Here is a 20,534-nt window from a genome sequence, read left to right as displayed (position 1 = left end):
TTGTGACGTCATCGCACTGCCGACCCCTGGAGCTCGGCGCGGAGCTCGGGGGTGAGCAGCTGCCCGACCCGGTCGACCAGGAGGGTCATCTCGTAGCCGACCAGCCCGATGTCGCAGTTCGGGGCGGCGAGTGTCGCCAGGCACGATCCGTCGCTGATCGACATCAGCAGGACGATGCCCCGCTCCATCTCCACCACCGTCTGCACGACCTCGCCCGCCTCGAAGCAGCGCGCGGCGCCCTGCGTGAGGCTGACCAGGCCGGACGCGACCGCGGCCAGCTGGTCGGCGCGGTCGCGCGGCAGACGGTTGGACGCCGTGAGCAGCAGCCCGTCGGCCGACACGACGACCGCGTGCGCCACCCCCGGCACCCGCTCGGCGAAGTTCGAGACCAACCAGCCGAAGCGGCTCGGCTGCGACTGGGCTCCGGTCACTGCTCCTCCTCATCCCCGGGGCGAGCGTCCTGCGGCGCGCCCTCGGTCTCCCCCGGCCGGCCGCGGCGGGTGGACCGCCCGTCGGCCACGCCCTGCTGATAGCTCGCGAGACGGCCACGGATCGCGTCGGCACTGCGCCGCGGGGCCGCGGGGCCCGGCGCCGCGGGGCCGTCGCCCGGACGAGCGGCACCCGGCACGAGCTGCGCGCGGGGCCGGCGCTTCGGTAGACCGGCCTCCGTCGTGCCGCCCGCGCTGATCCCGGCGTCCAGGGCGTCGGCGCTGGCCGCGGCGGCCCGCCAGCCCTCGTCGCCCGAGGTCGAGGCCCACTCGGCCTCGTCCGGCCCGGCCGCCGGCGGCGCCTCGCGGAACCACGCCGACGCGACCTCGTCGTAGATCGGTGTCCGCTCCCGCTGCGGGCGCCCGGCGCGGGTGGGCAGGCGTTCCGGCACCGCCCGCGCGGGCGCGCCGACGCCGCCGCCCCCGTTGCGGGGGTGCCCGTTGCCCTCGGACGCCGGTGTCGGGTCGAAGAGACGGTCCGGGGGGCCGCCCGCGGCCGGCGCGCCGGCGGGCACGAGCGGTGCGGCCGGACCGGGCGGACCCGGGCGCTGCGGACCCTGGGGACCCGGAGGGCCACCGCGTCGCGGCAGGGCACCGGGGCTCTGCGGGCCCGCGGCCGGGCGCTGCGGCTCGGGCGGGGTCAGGGGCTCGGCCGGGGCCGGCGGCTCCGGCGGGGTCACGGGCTCGGCGGGCGCCACCTCGGGAGCTGCGGTTGCCTCGGACGCCTCGGCGACCTCCGTCGGCTCCGGCGCCTCGTCCGGCTCCCCGGCCGTGCGCCGGGGACGCAGTCGCGGCGCCATGCCCGGCGAGAACGCTGCCCCGGTCGGCGGCAGGCGCCGACCCGAGGGCCGCATCCCGCGGGGCTCGCCCGGGGTCGACGGCTCCTGGACCTCCGGGGTCTCCGGGGACTCCGGGGCTCCGGAGGGCGCCTCGACGTCCGGGGCGCTCGCCACGGGCTCGTCGACGGCGGGCGTCTCCGGCGCCGGCGACGCCTCGGCCTCCGGCGACCCCGCCTGCCACGCCGGGCGCGCCTGCGGGCGCACCACGCGCGGGCGCAGCGGGAGCATGCCTCGCCGCGGCAGCGCCTCCGGGGCCGGTGCCTCGTCCTCCGCCGCCGGGGTCTCCGGGGTCGCCGGGGTCTCCGTCACCTCGTCGGCGACGGCGTCCTCGACGGGCGCGGACGTCTCGTCGACCGGCGCCTCGGCGGGCGCGGCGACCTCGTCGCGCTCCTCGACCTCGTCGGCCTGCTCCTCGCCGGCCACGGGACCGGGCGGGGGCACGACGGGCGCGCCGTTCCACATCGGCGGGCCGGCGACGGGCTGACGCGGCGGGCCACCGGGCGGCGGGGGGCCGTACGGACCGGCCGGGCCGCGTCCGGGCGGGGCACCGCGCCATCCCGGGGGCGGCACCTGCCCGGGGCCGGGGCCACCGGGTCCGGCGGGCCCCCCGGGCGGCGGGCCCCAGACCGGGCCGGCGGGCCGGCCGGGCGCGCCCGGGGTGGTCGCCCCGCCGCCACCGCCGAAGCCGCCGGGGCCCGTGGGGGCACCCATCCCGCCGGGGCCGCCGGGCTGGCCCGGGAGCCCCGGGAGCGGCCCCTGCGGCGCGCCCTGCGGCGGGCCCTGCTGCTGCCCCTGCTGCGGGCGCTCCGGCGCCGGGGCGTCGGGCGCCTCCTCGGGCGCCTCGGCGTCCTCCCGCTTCCACGAGAGGTCCTCGTCGTCGTCGGCGAGCTCGTCGTCGGCGAGGTCGTCGTCGGCGAGGTCGTCCTCGTCCTGCTCGACCGGCTCGGCGGGCGCCGCGTCGTCGTCGCCGGGCTTCTCGGCCCGGCGACTGCGCCGGCGCGCGGCGGCCGCGCCGATCAGCGCCGCCGCACCGCCCCCGGCCGCCGTACCGCCGACGAAGCCGTGACGGCCCTGTTCCTCCTGCTCGGGCGCCTGCTGGTCGGCCGCGGACGCCTCCTGCTCCTCCGCGCCCTCGGCCGGCTCCGGGGCCGGCCCGCGCTCCGGCGGCCGTCCGGGACCGGTCGGCCCGCCGGGGCCGCCGGGACGACCGGGGAAGCTCGGCCGGCCGGGACCCGCGTGCCCGTTGCTGCCGTGCCCGTTGCCGTCGTGCCCGTTGCCGTCGTGCCCGTTGCCGTTGGTGGCCGGCACGCCGTTCGACGCCCCGCGCCGCGGCAGCAGCGGGCGCCGCTCCCCGGTGCCGTCGGGCGTCGAGGGGCGGCCCTGCTCCTCGCCGGGCGCGAAGAACGACCCGGGCGCGCCGGCCGCGCGCCGCTCGCGCTGGGGCAGGCCGCCCGCGGCGCGCGCCTGCTCGGGGACCGCGCCGTTGCCCGTCGGGGCCTCGGGACGGCGGGGTGCCGACCCGGCCCCGAGCGCGGGCCGGCCCTCGCTCGTGCCCGCGAGCACCGCGGACGCCGGCACGAGGGCCGTGGCGGCGACGCCGCCGTCGTCGCGGTTGCGCAGCTCGACCGTGATGCCGTGGCGGGTCGCGAGGCGGCCGACCACGAACAGCCCCATGCGCCGGGACGCCGACACGTCGACCGTCGGCGGCGAGTCGAGCCGCACGTTGGCCTCGTGCAGGTCGTCCTCGCTCATCCCGACGCCGGAGTCGAGGATCTCGACGAGGACCGAGCCGTCGCCGTTCTGCGTCGCCTGCACCCGCACGCGCGTGTCGGGGGCGGAGAACGTCGTCGCGTTCTCGAGGAGCTCGGCCACGAGGTGCACGACGTCGCTCGCGGTGCGGCCCAGCAGCTGGGCCTGCGGCGGCGGCGCGAGGTCGATGCGCTGGTACTGCTCGACCTCCGAGGCCGCGGCGCGCAGCACGTCGACCAGCGGCACCGGCCGGCTGCCCCGCCGCGAGAGGTCGGTGCCCGAGAGCACCAGCAGGTTCTCGGAGTTGCGGCGCATGCGCGTCGCGAGGTGGTCGAGCTGGAAGAGGTTGGAGAGCGCCTCCGGGTCCTCCTCGGAGTTCTCCAGCTGCTCGATGAGCCGCAGCTGGCGCTCGACCAGCGCCTGCGAGCGCCGGGACAGGTTGACGAAGATCGAGTTGAACGCCGAGCGCAGGCCGGCCTGCTCGGCGGCCAGGCGGACCGCCTGCTCGTGCACCTGGTCGAAGGCGCGGGCGACCTGCCCGATCTCCTCGCGGGTGTTGATCGGCGTCGGGACGATCGTGGTGTCGGGCGTCTCGCCCTCGCGCAGGCTCTTGACGGCCTGGGGCAGGCGCCGCTCGGCGACGTCGAGCGCGGTGCGCCGCAGCAGGCGCAGCGGGCGCAGCAGGGAGCGGGTGACGAAGAAGACCACCGCGGCGCCGGCCATGAGGGCCAGCAGCAGGATCACCGAGGCGACGCCCGCGCCGTTGCGCGCCGCGGCCTGCAGCGAGCCCGCCTGCTCCTGGAGCTGGCCGCGCAGCTGCTCGGAGGTCGCCGCGTCACGGTCCTCCACCGCGGCGGAGGCGCGCTCCCAGTCCGGGCCCGCGACCTGCAGCGGGAGACCCGCCGCGCCGCGCCCGAGGACGACCTGGGCCAGCAGGTCGCGGTTGTCGACGTCGGGGCCGACGACGGCGTCGGCGAGCCCGGCGTTGTCGGTGCCGACGGCCGAGCGGAAGTCGTCGACGGCGATCGAGCGGCGCAGGGTCGCGTTGCGCGCCTGGTCGATCGAGGGCGCGTCGATGCGGCCCGCGGCGATGCCGGCGGCGACGACGGCCTGGACGTAGGCGTCCTCCTCGCGGACCACCGAGAGCGAGTAGAGCCCGGAGGAGAGGCCCGCGACGCTCGGGTCGGCGGCCTCGCGGGACAGCGAGCGGTCGAAGACCTCGAGGGTGTCGATGGTCTCGGTGTAGCGGGCGATCGCCCCGGCGGCGTCGACGCGGCCGTCGATGACGTCGTCGCGCAGCCGGTCGAGCTGGTCGATCTCGTCGTCGGCCTGGTCGAACGCGGTGACCGTCTGCTGGTCGAGCGAGTCGGCCGCGCCGGCGGAGCGGCGCAGCTCGGAGGTCGCGTCGCGCGTGGCGTCGATGCGCTGCTCGACGGGCCCGGAGCCGCCGGCGCGGTTGGCCGCGACGTAGACCGCCGCCGCGGAGCGCTCGTCGGCGAGGTCGCCGAGCACGCGCGACGTGCTGTCCTCCAGGGCCACGGCCTGCTGGACGCTGTCGTAGGACGCGGCCTCCTGCGTCTGCTCGACGATGCGGAGCACGCCGAGGGTCAGCACGAAGATCGTCGGCACCAGCAGGACCGCGGTCAGCTTGACCGGCAGGCTCCAGTTGCGCAGGGCCAGCCGCTCGGTCCAGTCGCCGCCGGCGCGGTCGTCCGGGCCGGGCCGGCCGTCGGGCGCCTCGCCGTACCGCACGGGCGTCCGCTCGGGTGCTCGCTCAGGGGTGGTCACGGACGGGTCCTCCCGGTTCCGCCGGTCGGTCGGACTTCGCGCGCCGACACCCCGCGCCGACCGCGTCCCTGGTCGACGCTGGGTGACCGGGGATGGGCTATGGTCGCGGCCGTCCGGTTCTCGGAGTGGCACGTGGGTGACACCGCGCGGCCACACGGAGACACGTCGGTCCGACGACGGGGAAGCAGGGCGGGCGAGCGCATCAGCGTTGTCAGGTGTCCAGAGCGGTCGGCGCGAGGTTCCCGGGCGGCGGGACCGCAGGGCACGTCGCTGCAGGCGCCACGACGACCGCGGGCGCGGCGCCGTGAGCCCATCGGGTCGGTGGTCACTCCTCGAGGGCGGGGTCGAGCGCGCCCACTGTAGCCGTCCGGTGACGGGGAATGTCCGGCCCGCCTGATGCGCTCCCCGAGCGGCGTCCCAGCTCCGCCCGACGGTGTGTCGGTCCCCCGGAGGACAATGGGACGGACCACCCGCCGACGTGCCCGGAGGTCGAGAGGTTGAGTCAGCCCGGCAACGGACCGCTCATCGTCCAGTCCGACAAGACCCTGCTGCTCGAGGTCGACCACGAGGCGGCGCCCGCCGCTCGTCAGGCCATCGCGCCGTTCGCCGAGCTCGAGCGCGCCCCCGAGCACGTCCACACCTACCGGGTGACGCCGCTGGCGCTGTGGAACGCGCGCGCCGCGGGCCACGACGCCGAGCAGGTCGTCGACGCCCTGGTGCAGTACTCCCGCTACGCCGTCCCGCAGGCCCTCCTCGTCGACGTCGTCGACACCATGGGCCGCTACGGGCGCCTGCAGCTCACCAACTCCCCCGTGCACGGCCTGGTCATGCTCTCCAACGACCGCGCCGTGCTCGAGGAGGTCCTGCGCAACAAGAAGATCAGCCCGATGCTCGGCGAGCGCATCGACGACGACACCGTCGCGGTGCACCCCTCGGAGCGCGGGCGGCTCAAGCAGGCGCTGCTCAAGGTCGGCTGGCCCGCCGAGGACCTCGCGGGCTACGTCGACGGCGAGGCGCACCCGATCGAGCTCGACCAGTCCGACTGGGAGCTGCGCGACTACCAGGCCGACGCCGTGGAGGGCTTCTGGCACGGCGGGTCCGGCGTGGTCGTGCTGCCCTGCGGCGCGGGCAAGACCCTGGTGGGCGCGGCCGCGATGGCGAAGGCCGGGGCGACGACCCTGATCCTGGTCACCAACACCGTCGCCGGGCGGCAGTGGAAGCGCGAGCTCGTGGCGCGCACGTCGCTCACCGAGGACGAGATCGGCGAGTACTCGGGCGAGCGCAAGGAGATCCGCCCGGTCACCATCGCGACCTACCAGGTGATGACCCGCAAGACGAAGGGCGAGTTCCGGGCGCTCGAGCTGTTCGACACCCGCGACTGGGGCCTGATCATCTACGACGAGGTCCACCTGCTGCCGGCGCCGGTGTTCCGCATGACGTCCGACCTGCAGTCGCGGCGCCGCCTCGGGCTCACCGCCACGCTCGTGCGCGAGGACGGCCGCGAGGGCGACGTCTTCTCGCTCATCGGCCCGAAGCGGTACGACGCCCCGTGGCGCGACATCGAGGCGCAGGGCTGGGTCGCGCCGGCCGACTGCGTCGAGGTCCGCGTGACGATGACCGACAACGAGCGGATCATCTACGCCACCGCCGAGGCCGAGGAGCGCTACCGGCTCTGCGCCTGCGCCAACACCAAGATCCCGGTGGTGAAGAGCATCCTCGCGCGCCACCGGGGTGAGCCCGCGCTGGTCATCGGCGCGTACCTCGACCAGCTCGACGAGCTGGGCGTCGCGCTCGACGCCCCGGTGATCCAGGGCTCGACCAGGAACAAGGAGCGCGAGGTCCTGTTCGACCGGTTCCGCCGGGGCGAGATCCCGGTGCTGGTCGTGTCGAAGGTCGCGAACTTCTCCATCGACCTGCCCGAGGCCTCCGTGGCCATCCAGGTGTCGGGGACGTTCGGGTCGCGACAGGAGGAGGCCCAGCGCCTCGGCCGGCTGCTGCGTCCCAAGGGCGACGGGCGCCAGGCGCACTTCTACTCGGTGGTGGCACGCGACTCGGTGGACGCGGAGTACGCCGCCCACCGCCAGCGCTTCCTCGCCGAGCAGGGCTACGCCTACCGGATCGTGGACGCCGACGACCTGCTCGGCCCGGTGATCCCCGACGTCGAGTCCGAGGGCGAGCCGGAGTCCGAGCGCCAGGACCCCTCGAGCGGGGCCTGAGGGCCGAGCGGGACCGGCGGACCCGTGTCCGGGGGACACGGGTCGGCGTCAGGGACGTGCCGTCCAGCAGACCGCCGTGCCCTCGACGGCCACGACGTCGTCGTCCCGCGTGACGCGCACGGCGAGCGTGGTGATCGGCTTGTCGGTGCGCGCGGCCGTCACCTCGGCCGTTCCGGTGATCACGTCGCCGGGCCGGACCGGGGCGAGGAAGCGCAGGTCGAGCTGCAGGAACACGCTGCCCGGCCCGGGCAGGTCCTCGGCGACGACCGCGTTCAGCACGGCGGTGGTGACCCCGCCCTGCACGACGATGCCGCCGAACCGGGTCGCCGCGGCGAACTCCTCGTCGTAGTGCAGGGGGTTGCGGTCGCCGGAGATCGCGGTGAACTGCTCGATGTCGCGGGACGTGACCGCGCGGGACCGGCTCGCCCGCTGCCCCACCCGCGCGTTCACCGGTCGTCCCCCGTGGTGAGGGCGACCGCGCCGAGGCGGTGCAGGTTCGCGAGCTCGTCGGCGACCATGACGATGCCGCTGATCCGGCCGTCGGTGAGCGTCAGGACGTCGACGACGCGCAGGTCGACGGGGCCGCCGGTGGCGGGCACGGTGCCCAGGGGCGTGGCGAGCGGGCCGGTGTGGGTCCCGAGCATCCGGAAGGCCACGACGACCTTGCCCGGGGCCTCGACCACGTCGAGCACCTCGCGGTCGAGCCCGCCGAACGCGCCCTGGACGCCGCGGGCGCGGGTGAGCAGGTCGGCGAGCGGCATCGCCGTGCCGTTGATCGTCACCGGGTCGGTGTAGAGCTCGGCGAACGCGGCCAGCGCGGCGGCGTCGTCGTCGGGCAGCGGGGTCGACCACAGGTCCATCAGGCGGGTCACGAGGGCCGTGCCCGGGGTGGTCGTCGACGGGGTGGTCACCGTGGCCTCCTGGGGTCGTGGGTCGGTGTCGCACCGACGCTAGGAGCCCGCCGGCGCCGCCGGGCCCGTCCCGCCTGCCCATCTCGGCGGGCCCGGTGCCCATCTCTCGCCGCCGCGGCCGGTCCCGGTGACCGGGGCGGGCGACCTGGGCAGCCGCCCGCCCGGCTTGGGCATGTGCTGCCGATGTCGGGGTGGGTGCCCGCGGCCGACCGTGGTGGGGCCGAAGAACAGCCCACCGACACCGGGAGCACACGATGACCGAGACGATCACCCACACCGTCCGCAACGGCGTGGACACCACCAACCTCTTCGCCACCCTCGACGTGCTGAAGGCCCAGCCCGAGCTCGCACGGTTCCGCTTCCGGGCCCGCAACCAGTGGATGGGCGGCTCGCACAACCGCAGCACGATCAAGGACTTCTACGCGGCGGGCGGCGAGGACACCTCCCGCGCGGCGGCGTTCACCCTGGACGCCGGCGAGCCCGCGATCCTCATCGGCTCCGACGACGGCCCCAACCCGGCCGAGTTCCTGCTGCACGCCCTCGCGGCCTGCGTGACGACCTCGCTGGTCTACGCGGCGGCCGCCCGCAAGGTGAAGCTCACCGCGGTGTCCTCGACCCTCGAGGGCGACCTGGACGTGCAGGGCGCGATGGGCCTCGACGACGGCATCCGCAACGGCTTCGAGCAGATCCGGATCACCGTCCACATCGCCGGCGAGGCGACCCCGGAGAAGCTCCGCGAGGTCGTGCAGCGCGGCACCGACCGCTCGGTGGTGTTCGACAGCATCACGCGCGGCGTGCCGGTGTCGGTCGAGGTCATCACCGACTGAGACCCCGCCCGGGGGCCGGGCGCGATCCGCCCGGCCCCCGGCGGCCACCACGCCAGGAGGCACCCGTGAGCACCCCGATCCGCCGGTACGACGCCGTCGTCGTCGGCGCCCGCGCCGCCGGCGCCGCGGCCGCGATGCTGCTGGCCCGCGGCGGCCAGGACGTCCTCGTCCTCGAGTCCGCCCGCCTCGGCACCGACACCCTGTCCACCCACGCGCTGATGCGCGGCGCGGTGGTCCAGCTCGAGCGCTGGGGCCTGCTGCCCGCCGTGGTCGCGGCGGGCGCCCCGGCGATCACGGCCACGGAGTTCCGCTACGGCGACGAGGTGGCGACCGTGCCCAGCCGCTCGCCGCTGCGCGCCCCGCGCCGCACCGTCCTCGACCCGATCCTCGCCGACGCGGCCCGTGCCGCCGGCGCGCAGATCGTGTTCGGCGCCCGGGTCACCGGGCTGCTGCGCGACGCGCGCGGCGCGGTGACCGGCGTCGAGTACGTCGAGCGCGGCACCCGGGCCGCGGTGCACGCCCACGCCGCGGTCGTCGTCGGCGCCGACGGGCGGCGCTCCACGGTCGCCGAGGCCGTCGGCGCCCCCGTCGAGCACGCCGGCACCGCGTCGAGCGCGGTGCTCTACTCCTACCTGCCCGGGCCGACCGGGGACCGCTACCGCTGGCACTACCGGCCCGGGCTCACCGCGGGCGTCATCCCGACCACCGGCGGCGAGTCCTGCGTCTGGGCGGGCGTCCCGACCGACCGCTTCGACGCCCTGCGCGGCGACCTCGAGGGCGCCTACCGGGCGCTGCTCGCCGAGGCGGTCCCCGAAGCGGACCCCGGCCCGGGACCCCTGCGTGTCCGGGGCTTCCCCGGCGCCCCCGGCCACGTCCGCCGCGCCGGGGGGCCGGGGTGGGCGCTGGTCGGGGACGCCGGCTACTTCAAGGACCCGCTGACCGCGCACGGCATCACCGACGCGCTGCGCGACGCCGAGCTGCTGGCCCGCGCGCTGCTGGGCTCGTCGGCACGGACCCGCGCCGACGCCCTGCGCGAATACCAGGACACCCGCGACCGGCTCTCCGCCGAGCTCGCGGCCCTCACCGAGCGGATCGCCTCGTACCGCTGGGACCTCGCCGAGCTGCGCGAGCTGCTGCCCGCGCTCAGCCACGCGATGCGCCCCGAGGTCGAGACGCTCCGCGCCCTCGACACCCCGACCGACACCCCATCCGACCTGGCCGCCTGAGGAGACCGCCATGACCACCATCACCGACCCCGAGCTCGACCTGCGCCTCGGCGTCCTCGACGCCGCGGAGACCGAGCGCGTCGAGAGGTACGCGACCGCCGCCTTCCTGTGGCGCCGCCTGCCCCAGGCCGACGCGCTCGACGTCGCCCGCGGCCTGCACTGGCGCGCCGTCGGGCGCGACCTCGGCGCCGGCGCGGCGGAGGTCGTCGACGCCCTGTCCCTGGTCCCGCCGCCGGACGCCGCGCGCGCCCGCCTCGCCGCGGTGCTCACGACGCACTGGCAGCTCGACCACACCGCGCCGGAGCCCATCGCCGGCACCCCGCGCCTCGACGACCTCCGCCGGCTCGGGCGCCGCCTCTCGCTCGCGCTCAACCTGCTCGACAGCGCGCGCACGATCGCCTGAGAGCACCGCCACGAGGGGGACACGATGACCGGCGACCTGCGCTGGGCCCGCGAGGACGAGGTGCCCGCGCTCGAGGACCTCATGCGCGAGGCGTCGCTGATCTGGCCCGACCACCGCGACGACCTGCTCGCCCACCCCGACGCGATCGAGGTGCCGGTGGACGGGGTGCGCCGGCGCCGGGTCCGCGTGCACGAGCAGGACGGCGAGGTCACCGGCTTCGCCACCGTGCTGCCCGCCGCCGGCGGGGAGGCCGAGCTCGACGCGCTGTTCGTCCGCCCCGCGCGCATGCGCCGCGGCATCGGCGCCCGGCTCGTCGAGGACGCCGCGCGGCGGGCCCGCGACGAGGGCGCGGCACGGCTCGCCGTCACCGCGAACCCGCACGCGGCGGTGTTCTACGGCCGCTGCGGGTTCCGCGCGGTCGGCGAGACGCCCACCCGGTTCGGCCCGGCGATCCGGATGCTGCGGGATCTCCCCTCACGAGTGCCCCACCGGCCTACCGTGGGACCGTGGGGGTGGGGGTGCGGGTGCTCGAGCGCGGGGAGGTCCTCGCCGAGCTCGACGCCGCCCTGGCCGCCGCGCGCGACGGTGCCGGCCGCACGGTGCTGCTGGCCGGCGAGGCCGGGCTCGGCAAGACGACCGTGCTGCGGACCTGGACCGCCGAGCTGGGCGATGTCCGCCTCCTCGAGGGCGCGTGCGACGACCTCGTCACCTCCCGCACCCTCGGGCCCTTCCACGACGCCGCGCTCGACGCCCCCGCGCTGCGGGCCGCGCTCGCCGGCGGCACCGACGCGGTGTACGACGCGGTGCTCACCGAGCTGGCGACGCCCGTGACCGTCCTCGTCGTCGAGGACGGGCACTGGGCCGACGAGGCGACCCTCGACGTCCTCGCCGTCGCCGCCCGCCGCGTGGCCCGGCTGCCCGCGGTGCTGGTGCTGAGCTACCGCGACGACGAGGTCGACCACGGCTCGCACCTGCAGCGCCTGCTCGGCGGCCTGCCCGCCGCCACCACGCGGCGCCCCGAGCTGCGGCCGCTGACGGTCGGCGCGGTCACCGAGCTCGCCGGGGCCGCCGGTCTGCGCGTCCACGCCGCGACGCTGGGCAACCCGTTCCTCGTCACCGAGCTCGTCGCCGCGCAGAGCGAGGGCCTGCCGGTGTCGGTGCGCGACGCCGTCCTGGCCCGGGTCGCCGACCTCCCCCGCCCCGCCCAGGAGCTGCTCGAGCTGCTCGCGGTGGTGCCCGGCCACGCCGACGCCGCGCTGCTCGACGCCGTGCGACCGACCTGGCGCGACGACGTCGAGGTCCCCGAGCGCCGCGGCATCGTCGGCCTGCACGAGGGCGCCGTGGCCTTCCGCCACGAGCTCGCCCGCCAGGCCGTGGAGCAGGCGCTCCCGCCGATCCGCCGGCTCGGGCTCGAGCGCGCGGTCCTGGCCGCGCTGCTGGCGCACGACCCGCCGGACCGGGCGCGCATCCTGCACCACGCGGCCCGCTGCGCCGACGTCGACGCGGTGCTCGCGCACGCCCCCGCCGCCGCCCGCGCCGCCGCCGCGGCGGGCGCCCACCAGCAGTCGCTCGCCTGGTACGCCCAGCTCGCGCCGCACGCCGCGCTCCTGCCGCCCGCCGAGCAGGCCGCGCTCGCCGAGGAGCACGCCTGGGAGCTCTACGCCGCCCACCGCGTCGAGGAGGCCGTCGCGACCGCTCGCCACGCCGTGGCCCTGCGCACCGCGGGCGACGACCCGGCCGCCACGGTCCGCGCGCTGGTCGGCCTGTCGCGCCACCTCTACATCCGCGGCGACGTCGCCGACGCCGTGGCCACCCTCGACGAGGCGGCCGCGCTGGAGCCGACGTCGGAGCTCGCGCACACCCACCGCGGCGTGCTGCGCGTCCTCGCCGACGACGAGGAGGCGGGCCTCGCCGAGCTCGCCTCGGTGCCACCGACCGCGCTCGGCACCGTCTACCGGGGCCTCGGGCGCGCGTTCCTCGGCCACGCCGACGGCCCCGACCTCGTCCGCGAGGGCCTGGACGCCGCGCGGGCCTCGGGCCACCGCGAGCACGCCGCGCGCGGCTGGACGAGCCTGGTCAAGGCGCTGCGCCGGCTCGGTCGCGACGACGAGGTCGCCGCGGTGGTCGCCGCCGGGCTGGAGAGCACGCGCTCGGGCGACTTCCTGTCCCACGGCTACTCGCTCGAGGCGTTCGGGCTGCAGCTCATGGTCGACGACGGGCGCTGGGACGCCGCGGAGGCCGGCCTGCGCCGCCTCGTCGACACCGTGCCCGAGGCCGGCATCCTGGCCCGCGAGACGCTGCCGCCCATCGGGCGCCTGCTGGCCCGCCGCGGCGACCCCGACGCCGACGCGGTCCTCGCGCGGGCGTGGGAGCTCGCGACCCGGTCGGACAGCCTGCCGGTCCTGCTCACCACCGCCGCCCGCCTCGCCGAGAAGGCGTGGCTCGACGGCGACGGGGAGCGCGAGCACGCCCGGGTCCGCGGGCTGCTCGCCCGCTCGCGGCGCCCGGGGCTGGCCGGGGCCCGCGGGGACCTGCTGCGCCAGGGCCTGCGCTGCGGGCTGCCCGTGGCGCCCGACGAGCCGGTCGGTGACCTCTGGCCCCGCCACGCGCTCGCCCTCGCGGGCGACCACCGCGCCGCCGCCGCGGCGTGGCCCGCCGGGTCGTACGAGGGCGCGCTCGAGCTCCTGGACACGCCACCCGGCGACGATGCCGAGGACGCCGTCACCGCCGGCCTGCGGGTCCTCGACGACCTCGGTGCGGCACCCGCCGCCCGCCGCGCGCGCCGCCGCCTGCAGGCGCTGGGGGTGCGGCGCATCCCGCGCGGGCCGCAGGCCGGGACCCGCGCGCACCCCGAGGGCCTCACCCCACGCCAGGCCGACATCCTCGCCCTCGTCGCCGACGGGCTGACCAACGCGCAGATCGCCGCGCGCCTCGTGCTCTCGGTCCGCACGGTCGACCACCACGTCTCGGCCGTCCTCGCGAAGCTCGGCGTGGCCTCGCGCGAGGAGGCCGCGGACCGGTTCCAGAATTCGTGACCCGGAAGCTGTCGAGAACGCGCGGGCCGCTCCGTCCCCGGGGTACGGACCGCACGACCGACGGAGGAGATCGACCATGAAGTACCTGATCCTCAAGCACTACCGGGGCGGACCGGGCCACCCCGGGATGGACTTCACGCCGATGGACGAGTGGAAGCCCGAGGAGGTCGACGCGCACGTGCAGTTCATGTCCGACTTCGCCTCCCGGCTGCAGGACACCGGGGAGTTCGTCGACAGCCAGGCACTGTCGGCCGAGGGCGCCTTCGTGCGCTTCGACGGGGAGGGCCGGCCGCCGGTCACCGACGGCCCGTTCGCCGAGACCAAGGACCTGATCGCCGGCTGGATGATCGTCGACGTGGAGAACTGGGACCGGGCGGTCGAGCTGGCCGGGGAGCTGTCGGCCGCGCCCGGTGCCGGCGGCCGCCCGATCCAGGAGTGGCTCGAGGTCCGGCCGTTCCTCACCGGGGTGCCCGGGAACGCCGAGTGACCACGGTGGACACCGCGGAGCTGCGGGACCTCGTGCCCGCGGTGATCGCGGTCCTCGGCCGGCGCGGCGCGGACTTCGCGTCGGCCGAGGACGCCGTGCAGGAGGCCCTCATCCGGGCGCTCGAGACCTGGGCGGACGACCCGCCGCGCGACCCGAAGGGCTGGTTGGTCGCCGTCGCGTGGCGCAAGTTCCTCGACGCCGCCCGCTCGGAGGCCTCGCGACGGGACCGGGAGGTCGTCGTCGACGCCGAGCCGGCCGCCGAGCCGGGCCCCGCCACCGACGACACCCTGCGGCTGTACTTCCTGTGCGCCCACCCCACCCTGCCCTCGAGCGCCGCGGCGGCGCTGACGCTGCGCGCGGTCGGCGGCCTGACCACCCGGCAGATCGCCGCCGCGTACCTCGTCCCCGAGGCGACGATGGCGCAACGGATCAGCCGGGCGAAGAAGCGGATCGCCGGGCTGCCGCTCGACCAGCCCGGCGACCTGGCGACCGTGCTGCGGGTGCTCTACCTCGTGTTCAACGAGGGGTACCTCGGCGATGTCGACCTGGCCGCGGAGGCCATGCGCGTCACCCGGCAGCTCGCGGCGCTGACCGACGAGCCCGAGGTCGCGGGCCTGCTCGCGCTCATGCTGCTGCACCACGCCCGTCGCGACTCGCGCACCGGTCCGGGCGGGCGCCTGGTGCCGCTCGCCGCGCAGGACCGCCGCCGCTGGGACACCACGCTGATCGCCGAGGGCGTCACGGTCCTGCAGACCGCGCTGGCCCGCGACCGGCTCGGGCAGTACCAGGCGCAGGCCGCGATCGCCGCGCTCCACGCGGACGCCCGCAGCGCCGCCGAGACCGACTGGGTGCAGATCGTCGAGTGGTACGACGAGCTGCTCGCGATCACCGACAGCCCGGTCGTGCGGCTCAACCGCGCGGTGGCGGTCGGCGAGGCCGACGGCGCAGGGGCCGGCCTCGCCGCCCTCGCCGCGGTCGACCCCGACGTGCCCCGGCACGCCGCGGTCGCCGCCCACCTCCACGAGCGCGCCGGCGACCTCGAGCGCGCGGCCGGCCTCTACGCCGAGGCCGCGGGCGCCGCGACCAGCGTGCCCGAGCGCGACCACCTCACGCGCGAGGCGGCGCGGGTGCGGGAGCAGTCGCGCTCCACGAGGTGACCGGCGAGGAACTCGGCGTCCGCGCCGACACCGTCGAGGAAGCTCGACGAGCGGCGGTGCAGCCACTTCAGGCCGAGGAAGTACAGGCCCTCGGCGGCCGTGACGCCCCGGTCGTGCACCGGCTCCCCGGCCGCGTCGAGCACCGGCGCGTGCACCCACGAGAAGTCGCGGCGGAACCCGGTCGCCCAGACGGCGGTGGCGATGCCGTCGAGGTCGAGGGACGTCCCGGCCTCCTCGGCCCACGGCGCCGGGCGGGGCAGCCGGGCCGGCTCGGCGGGCGCCTCGAGGCCGGTGCGGGCGACGAACCCGTCGACCCTGGCGCGGAAGCGCACGGCGTTGTCCTCGGCCTCGGCCACCATGGCCGGCAGGGTGTCGTCGAAGGTCGCCACGCCGCCCCGGAGCCCGACGAGCCGGCCGTGCGGCACGACGCCCTCGGCGACGAGGCGGTGCAGGTCGAGGTCCCGGATGCCGCCGGTGAGCACCGCGTTGGGGGTCCGGGTCGCCGACGGGTCGGGCAGGGAGGCCCGGGTGCGGCGCAGCGTGCCCATGCGGTCCATCCACCAGTAGGCGTCGTGGCCCCGGTAGCGCCGCGGCAGGCACTTGTGCCGCCCGACCGCCAGGTGCACGGTCCGCCCGGCGCGCGCGAGCTCGGCGGCGATCTGCTGGCCCGACGGTCCGGCCCCCACGACGAGCACGCCGCCGGGCGGCAGCGCGCCGGGGCGGCGGTAGTCGCGGGTGTGGAGCGGCAGGATGCGCGCGGGCAGGTCCGCGGCGAGCGCGGGCACCGCGGGGCGGTCGAGGTCGCCGGTGGCGACGACGACGGCCGGGGCGACGAGCTCCCCGTGGTCGGTGGCGACCCGCCAGCCCCGCGCGTCGCGGTCGACGGCGCGCACGGTGACGCCCTCCCGGACGTCAGCGCCCGTGTGCGCCGCGTAGTCGGCGAGCATCGCGGCGACCTCGCGTCCGGTCATGAAGCCGTCCGGGTCCGGGCCCGTGTAGGCGCGCCCCGGCAGGCGGGTCTGCCAGTTGGGGCTCAGCAGCGTGAAGGAGTCCCAGCGCTCGCGACGCCACCGTTCCCCGACCCGTCCGCGCTCGAGCACCACGTGCCCGACGCCACGCCGGGTCAGGCAGCGGCTCATCGCGAGACCCGCCTGACCTGCGCCGATCACGATGACGTCCATGGCTTCTCCTCTGTTCGTCGGTGTTCTCGACGCTAGGGAGACCGCGGCGCCCCGGGATCGGCGTCGCCTGCCCATCCCGGGCCACTGCCCTGCCCACCTCCCGACGTGGGGACCGGCATAGGTACCGCCGCGGCGCGAGATGGGGAGCGCTCACCGACGAGGGGGTCCGCCGCGCGGAGCACGCTGAGTGACATCGCCGGACACCGGGTCCGGCGACGCGGAGGAAGGACCCGTGATGACTGCCCTGCACCTCGTCACCGGCACCGCGACCGCTGCGGCGGACGGCAGAACGCTGTCCCGGCCCCGCGGTCGTTCGCCCGGGGTGACCCTGCGCGAGCTGGGCGCCGACGAGTTCGACGTGCTCGACACCGTGTTCGCCGGCCTGTCGGAGCACAGCCGCTACCTGCGCTTCCACGGCGCCACCCCGCGGCTGCGCGGCACCGTGCGCCGCAAGCTCGCCGCCGTCGACGGGCGCCGCCACATCGCGGTCGCCGCGTTCGGCCCGGACGGCGCGCCGATCGGCATCGCCCGCCTCATCGGTCTGGGGCTGCGCGAGGCGGAGCTCGCGATCGAGGTCGTCGACGCCTGGCAGGGCCGGGGCATCGGGCGCCGGCTGCTCGCCGCGGTCGCCGTCCTGGGCCGCGAGCAGTGCTACTCGCGCCTGGTCGCCGACGTGCTGACCGAGAACACCGGGATGCGGGTCCTGCTCGCCTCCGTGCTGCCGATCCTCGCCGTCGAGACCGACGGGTACGAGACCACCCTCACCGCCGACCTGCGCGCCGGCACCCCCGCCTTCGTCGCCGCCTGACCCACCGCACTCCCGAGGAGACCGCCATGACCACGACCATGATCACCCCGCTGGCCGCCCTGACCTCCGACCTCGACGCCGCCGTCCGCCACTCCGTGCCGGGTCGCGCGCGCGTCGGGGCGGTCGGCGAAGCCCTGGCCCCGTACCTCGGTGATCCACGATTGCTGTCGCCGGCCCAGTGCGTCGGCGACCCGGAGCACTACCGCCAGCACCTCCTGCACGTCGCCCACGACGGCGCGTTCTCGCTGGTCGCGCTGGTGTGGCTGCCCGGGCAGACCACCCCGATCCACGACCACCTCTCGTGGTGCGTCGTGGGCGTCCACGCCGGCGAGGAGCACGAGACCCGCTACCTGCGCGTCGCCGACCGCCTGATCGTCGACGGCGAGGACGTCGCCGGGCCGGGCACCGTCACCGGCCTGCTCCCGCCCGGCGACATCCACCGGGTCACCAACACGGCGCCGACCACCACGATCTCGCTGCACGTCTACGGCGTCGACGTCCGCAAGCTCGGCTCGAGCATCCGGCGCCGCTACGACCTGCCGGTGCAGGGGTGATCAGCGGGCGCCCACCGGCGGCGCGGCGTGGTGCCCGTCCACGCCGAAGCCGCGGGGGTCGTCGGTGTCGACGATGCGGCGCCCGAGCGGCGTGAGCGACACCGGGATCATCTTGAGGTTGGCCCAGGCGAACGGGATGCCGATGATCGTCACGGCCAGCGCGATCGCGGTGACGACGTGGCCGATCGCGAGCCACCACCCGGCGACGACGAACCAGACGATGTTGCCCAGCGTCGACCCCACGCCGGCGTCGGCGCGCCGCTCGATGCTGCTGCCGAAGGGCCACAGCGCGAACATCGCGATGCGGAACGACGCGATCCCCCACGGGATCGTGACGATGAGGACGCAGCAGATGATCCCGGCCACGACGTAGCCGAGCGCCATCCACACCCCCGCCAGCACCAGCCAGACGAGGTTGAGCAGGGTCCGCAGCAGCGCCATGACACCAGGGTGCCACCACGCGCCTGGAACGTCCCCTACGTCAGCTCCCGGCCCTTCGTCTCGGGCAGCGTCAGGATGATCAGGAAGGCGATCAGTGCACCGCCGGAGACGTACCAGAAGAAGAGGTCGGGACGCCCCGCGCCCGACAGCGCGGCGATGAGCAGCGGGGCGGTCCCGCCGAAGATCGCGACGGTGAGGTTGTACCAGGCGCCGATGCCCAGGGCGCGGAGCTCGGTCGGGAAGATCTCGCTCATGATCGCCGGCGCGATCGAGGAGAACACCGAGTAGAGCCCGAGGCCCACCACGAACACGATGATCAGGTTGATGAGCGGTGGTCGCTCGGTGATGAGCAGGCTCAACGGCACGGTCAGGACCACGAACGCCGCCGACCACACCAGCATCTGCGGCTTGCGCCCGAACCGGTCGGCCAGGGCACCCATGGGGTACTGGCCGAGGATGAACACGACGGTGCCGATCGAGAGCGCGAGGAACACGTCGCTGCCGGCCGCGTCGCGGAACTGCACCGCGAACGGCGTCAGGGCGCTGAAGAACGTGTAGTAGCAGAGCGTCGAGAGCAGCGTGAAGCCGAAGAGCTGCAGCACCGACTTCGGGTAGTGCGTCAGGGTCTTGAGCAGCGGGTTCTTCGTCGCGCGGGCCGACTCGACGTTCGCCTCGAACTGCTCGGTCTCGGCCAGCGTGCGGCGCAGCCACAGCCCGACGAGCCCGAGCACGCCGCCGACGAGGAACGCGATGCGCCAGCCCCACGACTCCAGCTGGGGCCGGGTCAGCGTGGTGGTCAGCAGGAGGCCGAGCAGGCTCGCGGCCAGCAGCGCGGTGCCGGTGGAGATGTAGAAGAAGCTGGAGTAGCGCCCGCGGCGGTTCGGCGGGGCGATCTCGGCGAGGTAGGCGCTCGCGTTCGAGACCTCGCCACCGAGGCTGAGGCCCTGCGCGATCCGGGCGAGCAGCAGCAGGATCGGCGCGAGCCACCCCACCGCCTGGTAGGTCGGCAGGATCGCGATGACCAGCGACCCGCCTGCCATCAGCAGGATGGTCACGAGCATCGCGAAGCGGCGGCCGCGCAGGTCGGCCAGGCGCCCGAGGAACACCCCGCCCAGCGGGCGGAAGAAGAACGCCAGCGCGTAGGTGCTGGTGGTGCCGATGAGCGCGAGGGTCGGGGACGACTTGTCGAAGAACTGCGACGAGAAGTAGACGGCGAACGTGGCGTAGATCGTCCAGTCGAACCACTCGACCGCGTTGCCGATGCTCGCCGCGACCAGCGTGCGTACCGGCAAACGGTGGCTCTCGGTGCTCGTCGCACCGGACACCTGACTCATCCGTACCCCTCTCGTGGCCCCCTGCGCGACGGAGGGTAGGCGAGCGCGCGCGGTCCGTATAGGTTCAGTCGCGCACGATCGCGACCTTGCCCCGCGCCCCCGCGTCGGCGACCTCGTAGGCGCGGGCGGCGTCGTCGAGCGCGAACCGGTCGGTGACCACGCGCTCGGGGTGCAGGTCCCACCGCGCGAGGCGCTCGAGCAGCTCGGCCATCCGCCACGTCGGCGCCACCCAGGAGCCGTGGACGGTGAGCTGGCGGTGGATGAGGACCTCGCTGACGTCGACGGTCAGCGTCCCGCCCTCCCCGACGAGCGCGCACCGGCCGTGCCGGCGCGTGTGCCGCAGGGCGGTCAGCTGGGCGACGCCGGCGCCGGAGCAGTCGACGGTGACCTCGGCGCCGTCACCGAGCAGGTCCTGCAGCTCGCCGTCGTCGCCCTCGACCGCGACGTCCACCGCGCCCAGGTCGCGGGCCAGCGCGCGGCGCTCGGGCGACGGGTCGGTACCGACGACCCAGGGCGAGCCCATGGCCGACGCCAGCATCCCGGTCGCGAGCCCGACCGGCCCGAGTCCCGTCACCAGCACCTGCTCGCCGCCCGCGAGCGCCACGCGGCACAGCGCCTCGTAGGCCGTCGCGAACCCGCAGGCCACGCACGCGCCGTCGAGGAACGTCAGGCCGTCGGGCAACGGGACGAGGTCGCGCTCCTCGGCCAGCAGGAGGTCGGCGTGCCCGCCGTCGCGCTGCCAGCCGTAGGCCGCGCGCCGCGGCGAGGTGCAGCTGATCTGGTAGCCGCGGCGGCACTCGTCGCACTGGCCGCAGCCGCTGATGTGGTAGACGACGACGCGGTCGCCGGCGCGGATCCGCTCGACCCCGGCGCCCACCGCGAGGACCTGCCCGCAGGGCTCGTGCCCGCCGACGACGTCCTGGTAGGCCTCGGGGCCCTCGCCGAGGTGCTCGCGGTAGATCGCCCGCAGGTCGCTGCCGCAGATCGTCGAGGCCCGCATCCCGACGACGACCTGGCCGGGCCCGGGCTCCGGGTCGGGGACCTCCCGCAGGTCCACCCGGCGCCCGCCGGGCAGGTACACGCCGCGCAC

Annotated in this window: 17 protein-coding genes and 1 pseudogene; 10 read left to right on the top strand and 8 right to left on the bottom strand. The window is 76.4% G+C overall.

The window, feature by feature from the left end:
• Nucleotides 1-8 precede the first annotated feature (8 nt).
• Nucleotides 9-431 (bottom strand): roadblock/LC7 domain-containing protein, encoded by a 423-nt coding sequence (locus ACFPK1_RS05830; RefSeq protein ID WP_116707154.1) that lies wholly within the window; start codon nt 429-431, stop codon nt 9-11.
• Nucleotides 428-4,864 (bottom strand): sensor histidine kinase, encoded by a 4,437-nt coding sequence (locus ACFPK1_RS05825; RefSeq protein ID WP_378019951.1) that lies wholly within the window; start codon nt 4,862-4,864, stop codon nt 428-430. The genes ACFPK1_RS05830 and ACFPK1_RS05825 overlap by 4 nt, the downstream gene beginning before the upstream one ends.
• A 497-nt stretch (nt 4,865-5,361) precedes the next feature.
• Here ACFPK1_RS05825 and ACFPK1_RS05820 point away from each other — a divergent pair, with 497 nt between their 5' ends.
• Nucleotides 5,362-7,080, top strand: a complete 1,719-nt coding sequence (locus ACFPK1_RS05820) for a DNA repair helicase XPB (RefSeq protein ID WP_378019950.1) — start codon at nt 5,362-5,364, stop codon at nt 7,078-7,080.
• 48 nt (nt 7,081-7,128) lie between these two features.
• Here the strand turns inward: ACFPK1_RS05820 and ACFPK1_RS05815 are convergent, their stop codons facing one another.
• The gene (locus tag ACFPK1_RS05815) at nt 7,129-7,530 is read right to left on the bottom strand and encodes a MaoC family dehydratase (RefSeq protein ID WP_378019949.1); all 402 of its coding nucleotides are present in this window, start codon (nt 7,528-7,530) and stop codon (nt 7,129-7,131) included.
• Nucleotides 7,527-7,991 (bottom strand): nuclear transport factor 2 family protein, encoded by a 465-nt coding sequence (locus ACFPK1_RS05810; protein WP_378019948.1) that lies wholly within the window; start codon nt 7,989-7,991, stop codon nt 7,527-7,529. The genes ACFPK1_RS05815 and ACFPK1_RS05810 overlap by 4 nt, the downstream gene beginning before the upstream one ends.
• Nucleotides 7,992-8,245: 254 nt before the next feature.
• On the opposite strand from ACFPK1_RS05810, the gene ACFPK1_RS05805 reads away from it, so the two are divergent.
• The 7 genes and pseudogenes from ACFPK1_RS05805 to ACFPK1_RS05775 all read left to right on the top strand — a co-directional run bounded on the left by ACFPK1_RS05805 (nt 8,246) and on the right by ACFPK1_RS05775 (nt 15,126).
• Complete coding sequence (locus ACFPK1_RS05805; protein WP_378019947.1) at nt 8,246-8,818, top strand: OsmC family protein; 573 nt, start codon at nt 8,246-8,248, stop codon at nt 8,816-8,818.
• Between the two features lie 65 nt (nt 8,819-8,883).
• Complete coding sequence (locus ACFPK1_RS05800; protein ID WP_378019946.1) at nt 8,884-10,044, top strand: NAD(P)/FAD-dependent oxidoreductase; 1,161 nt, start codon at nt 8,884-8,886, stop codon at nt 10,042-10,044.
• 10 nt (nt 10,045-10,054) lie between these two features.
• Entirely contained in the window at nt 10,055-10,447 is a 393-nt protein-coding gene (locus tag ACFPK1_RS05795) for a hypothetical protein (protein WP_378019945.1), read from the top strand.
• Nucleotides 10,448-10,471: 24 nt separating this feature from the next.
• Nucleotides 10,472-10,864, top strand: a pseudogene (locus ACFPK1_RS05790) (GNAT family N-acetyltransferase); the annotation flags it as partial.
• An 89-nt stretch (nt 10,865-10,953) separates the two neighbouring features.
• Nucleotides 10,954-13,482 carry an ATP-binding protein gene (locus ACFPK1_RS05785; RefSeq protein WP_378019944.1) on the top strand — a complete coding sequence of 843 codons (2,529 nt, stop codon included), beginning with the start codon at nt 10,954-10,956 and terminating at the stop codon, nt 13,480-13,482.
• 76 nt (nt 13,483-13,558) lie between these two features.
• Entirely contained in the window at nt 13,559-13,969 is a 411-nt protein-coding gene (locus tag ACFPK1_RS05780; protein WP_378019943.1) for a YciI family protein, read from the top strand.
• A gap of 5 nt (nt 13,970-13,974) precedes the next feature.
• Nucleotides 13,975-15,126, top strand: a complete 1,152-nt coding sequence (locus ACFPK1_RS05775; RefSeq protein ID WP_378020273.1) for an RNA polymerase sigma factor — start codon at nt 13,975-13,977, stop codon at nt 15,124-15,126.
• Here the strand turns inward: ACFPK1_RS05775 and ACFPK1_RS05770 are convergent.
• Nucleotides 15,027-16,307 (bottom strand): FAD-dependent oxidoreductase, encoded by a 1,281-nt coding sequence (locus tag ACFPK1_RS05770; RefSeq protein WP_378019942.1) that lies wholly within the window; start codon nt 16,305-16,307, stop codon nt 15,027-15,029. The two genes, ACFPK1_RS05775 and ACFPK1_RS05770, sit on opposite strands and share 100 nt — an antisense overlap.
• Nucleotides 16,308-16,542: 235 nt before the next feature.
• Between ACFPK1_RS05770 and ACFPK1_RS05765 the strand changes: the two genes are divergently transcribed.
• The gene (locus tag ACFPK1_RS05765; RefSeq protein ID WP_378019941.1) at nt 16,543-17,115 is read left to right on the top strand and encodes a GNAT family N-acetyltransferase; all 573 of its coding nucleotides are present in this window, start codon (nt 16,543-16,545) and stop codon (nt 17,113-17,115) included.
• A 26-nt stretch (nt 17,116-17,141) separates the two neighbouring features.
• Nucleotides 17,142-17,669: a cysteine dioxygenase family protein gene (locus tag ACFPK1_RS05760; RefSeq protein WP_378019940.1), complete on the top strand. Its 528-nt coding sequence runs from the start codon at nt 17,142-17,144 to the stop codon at nt 17,667-17,669.
• On the opposite strand, the gene ACFPK1_RS05755 is transcribed toward ACFPK1_RS05760, so the two are convergent.
• From ACFPK1_RS05755 to ACFPK1_RS05745, 3 genes are all read right to left on the bottom strand, one after another.
• A complete protein-coding gene (locus ACFPK1_RS05755; RefSeq protein WP_378020272.1) occupies nt 17,670-18,101 on the bottom strand; it encodes a YccF domain-containing protein in 432 nt (143 codons plus the stop codon).
• 44 nt (nt 18,102-18,145) lie between these two features.
• Nucleotides 18,146-19,444 carry an MFS transporter gene (locus ACFPK1_RS05750; protein ID WP_378019939.1) on the bottom strand — a complete coding sequence of 433 codons (1,299 nt, stop codon included), beginning with the start codon at nt 19,442-19,444 and terminating at the stop codon, nt 18,146-18,148.
• Nucleotides 19,445-19,508: 64 nt separating this feature from the next.
• Nucleotides 19,509-20,534 carry a zinc-dependent alcohol dehydrogenase family protein gene (locus ACFPK1_RS05745; protein WP_378019938.1) on the bottom strand — a complete coding sequence of 342 codons (1,026 nt, stop codon included), beginning with the start codon at nt 20,532-20,534 and terminating at the stop codon, nt 19,509-19,511.

Origin of the sequence: Actinomycetospora rhizophila, assembly GCF_042657905.1 — a bacterium.
GTDB lineage: Bacteria > Actinomycetota > Actinomycetes > Mycobacteriales > Pseudonocardiaceae > Actinomycetospora > Actinomycetospora rhizophila.
The sequence above is the reverse complement of the archived record's forward strand: the minus strand, read 5'-3'. Positions and strand labels throughout refer to the sequence as shown.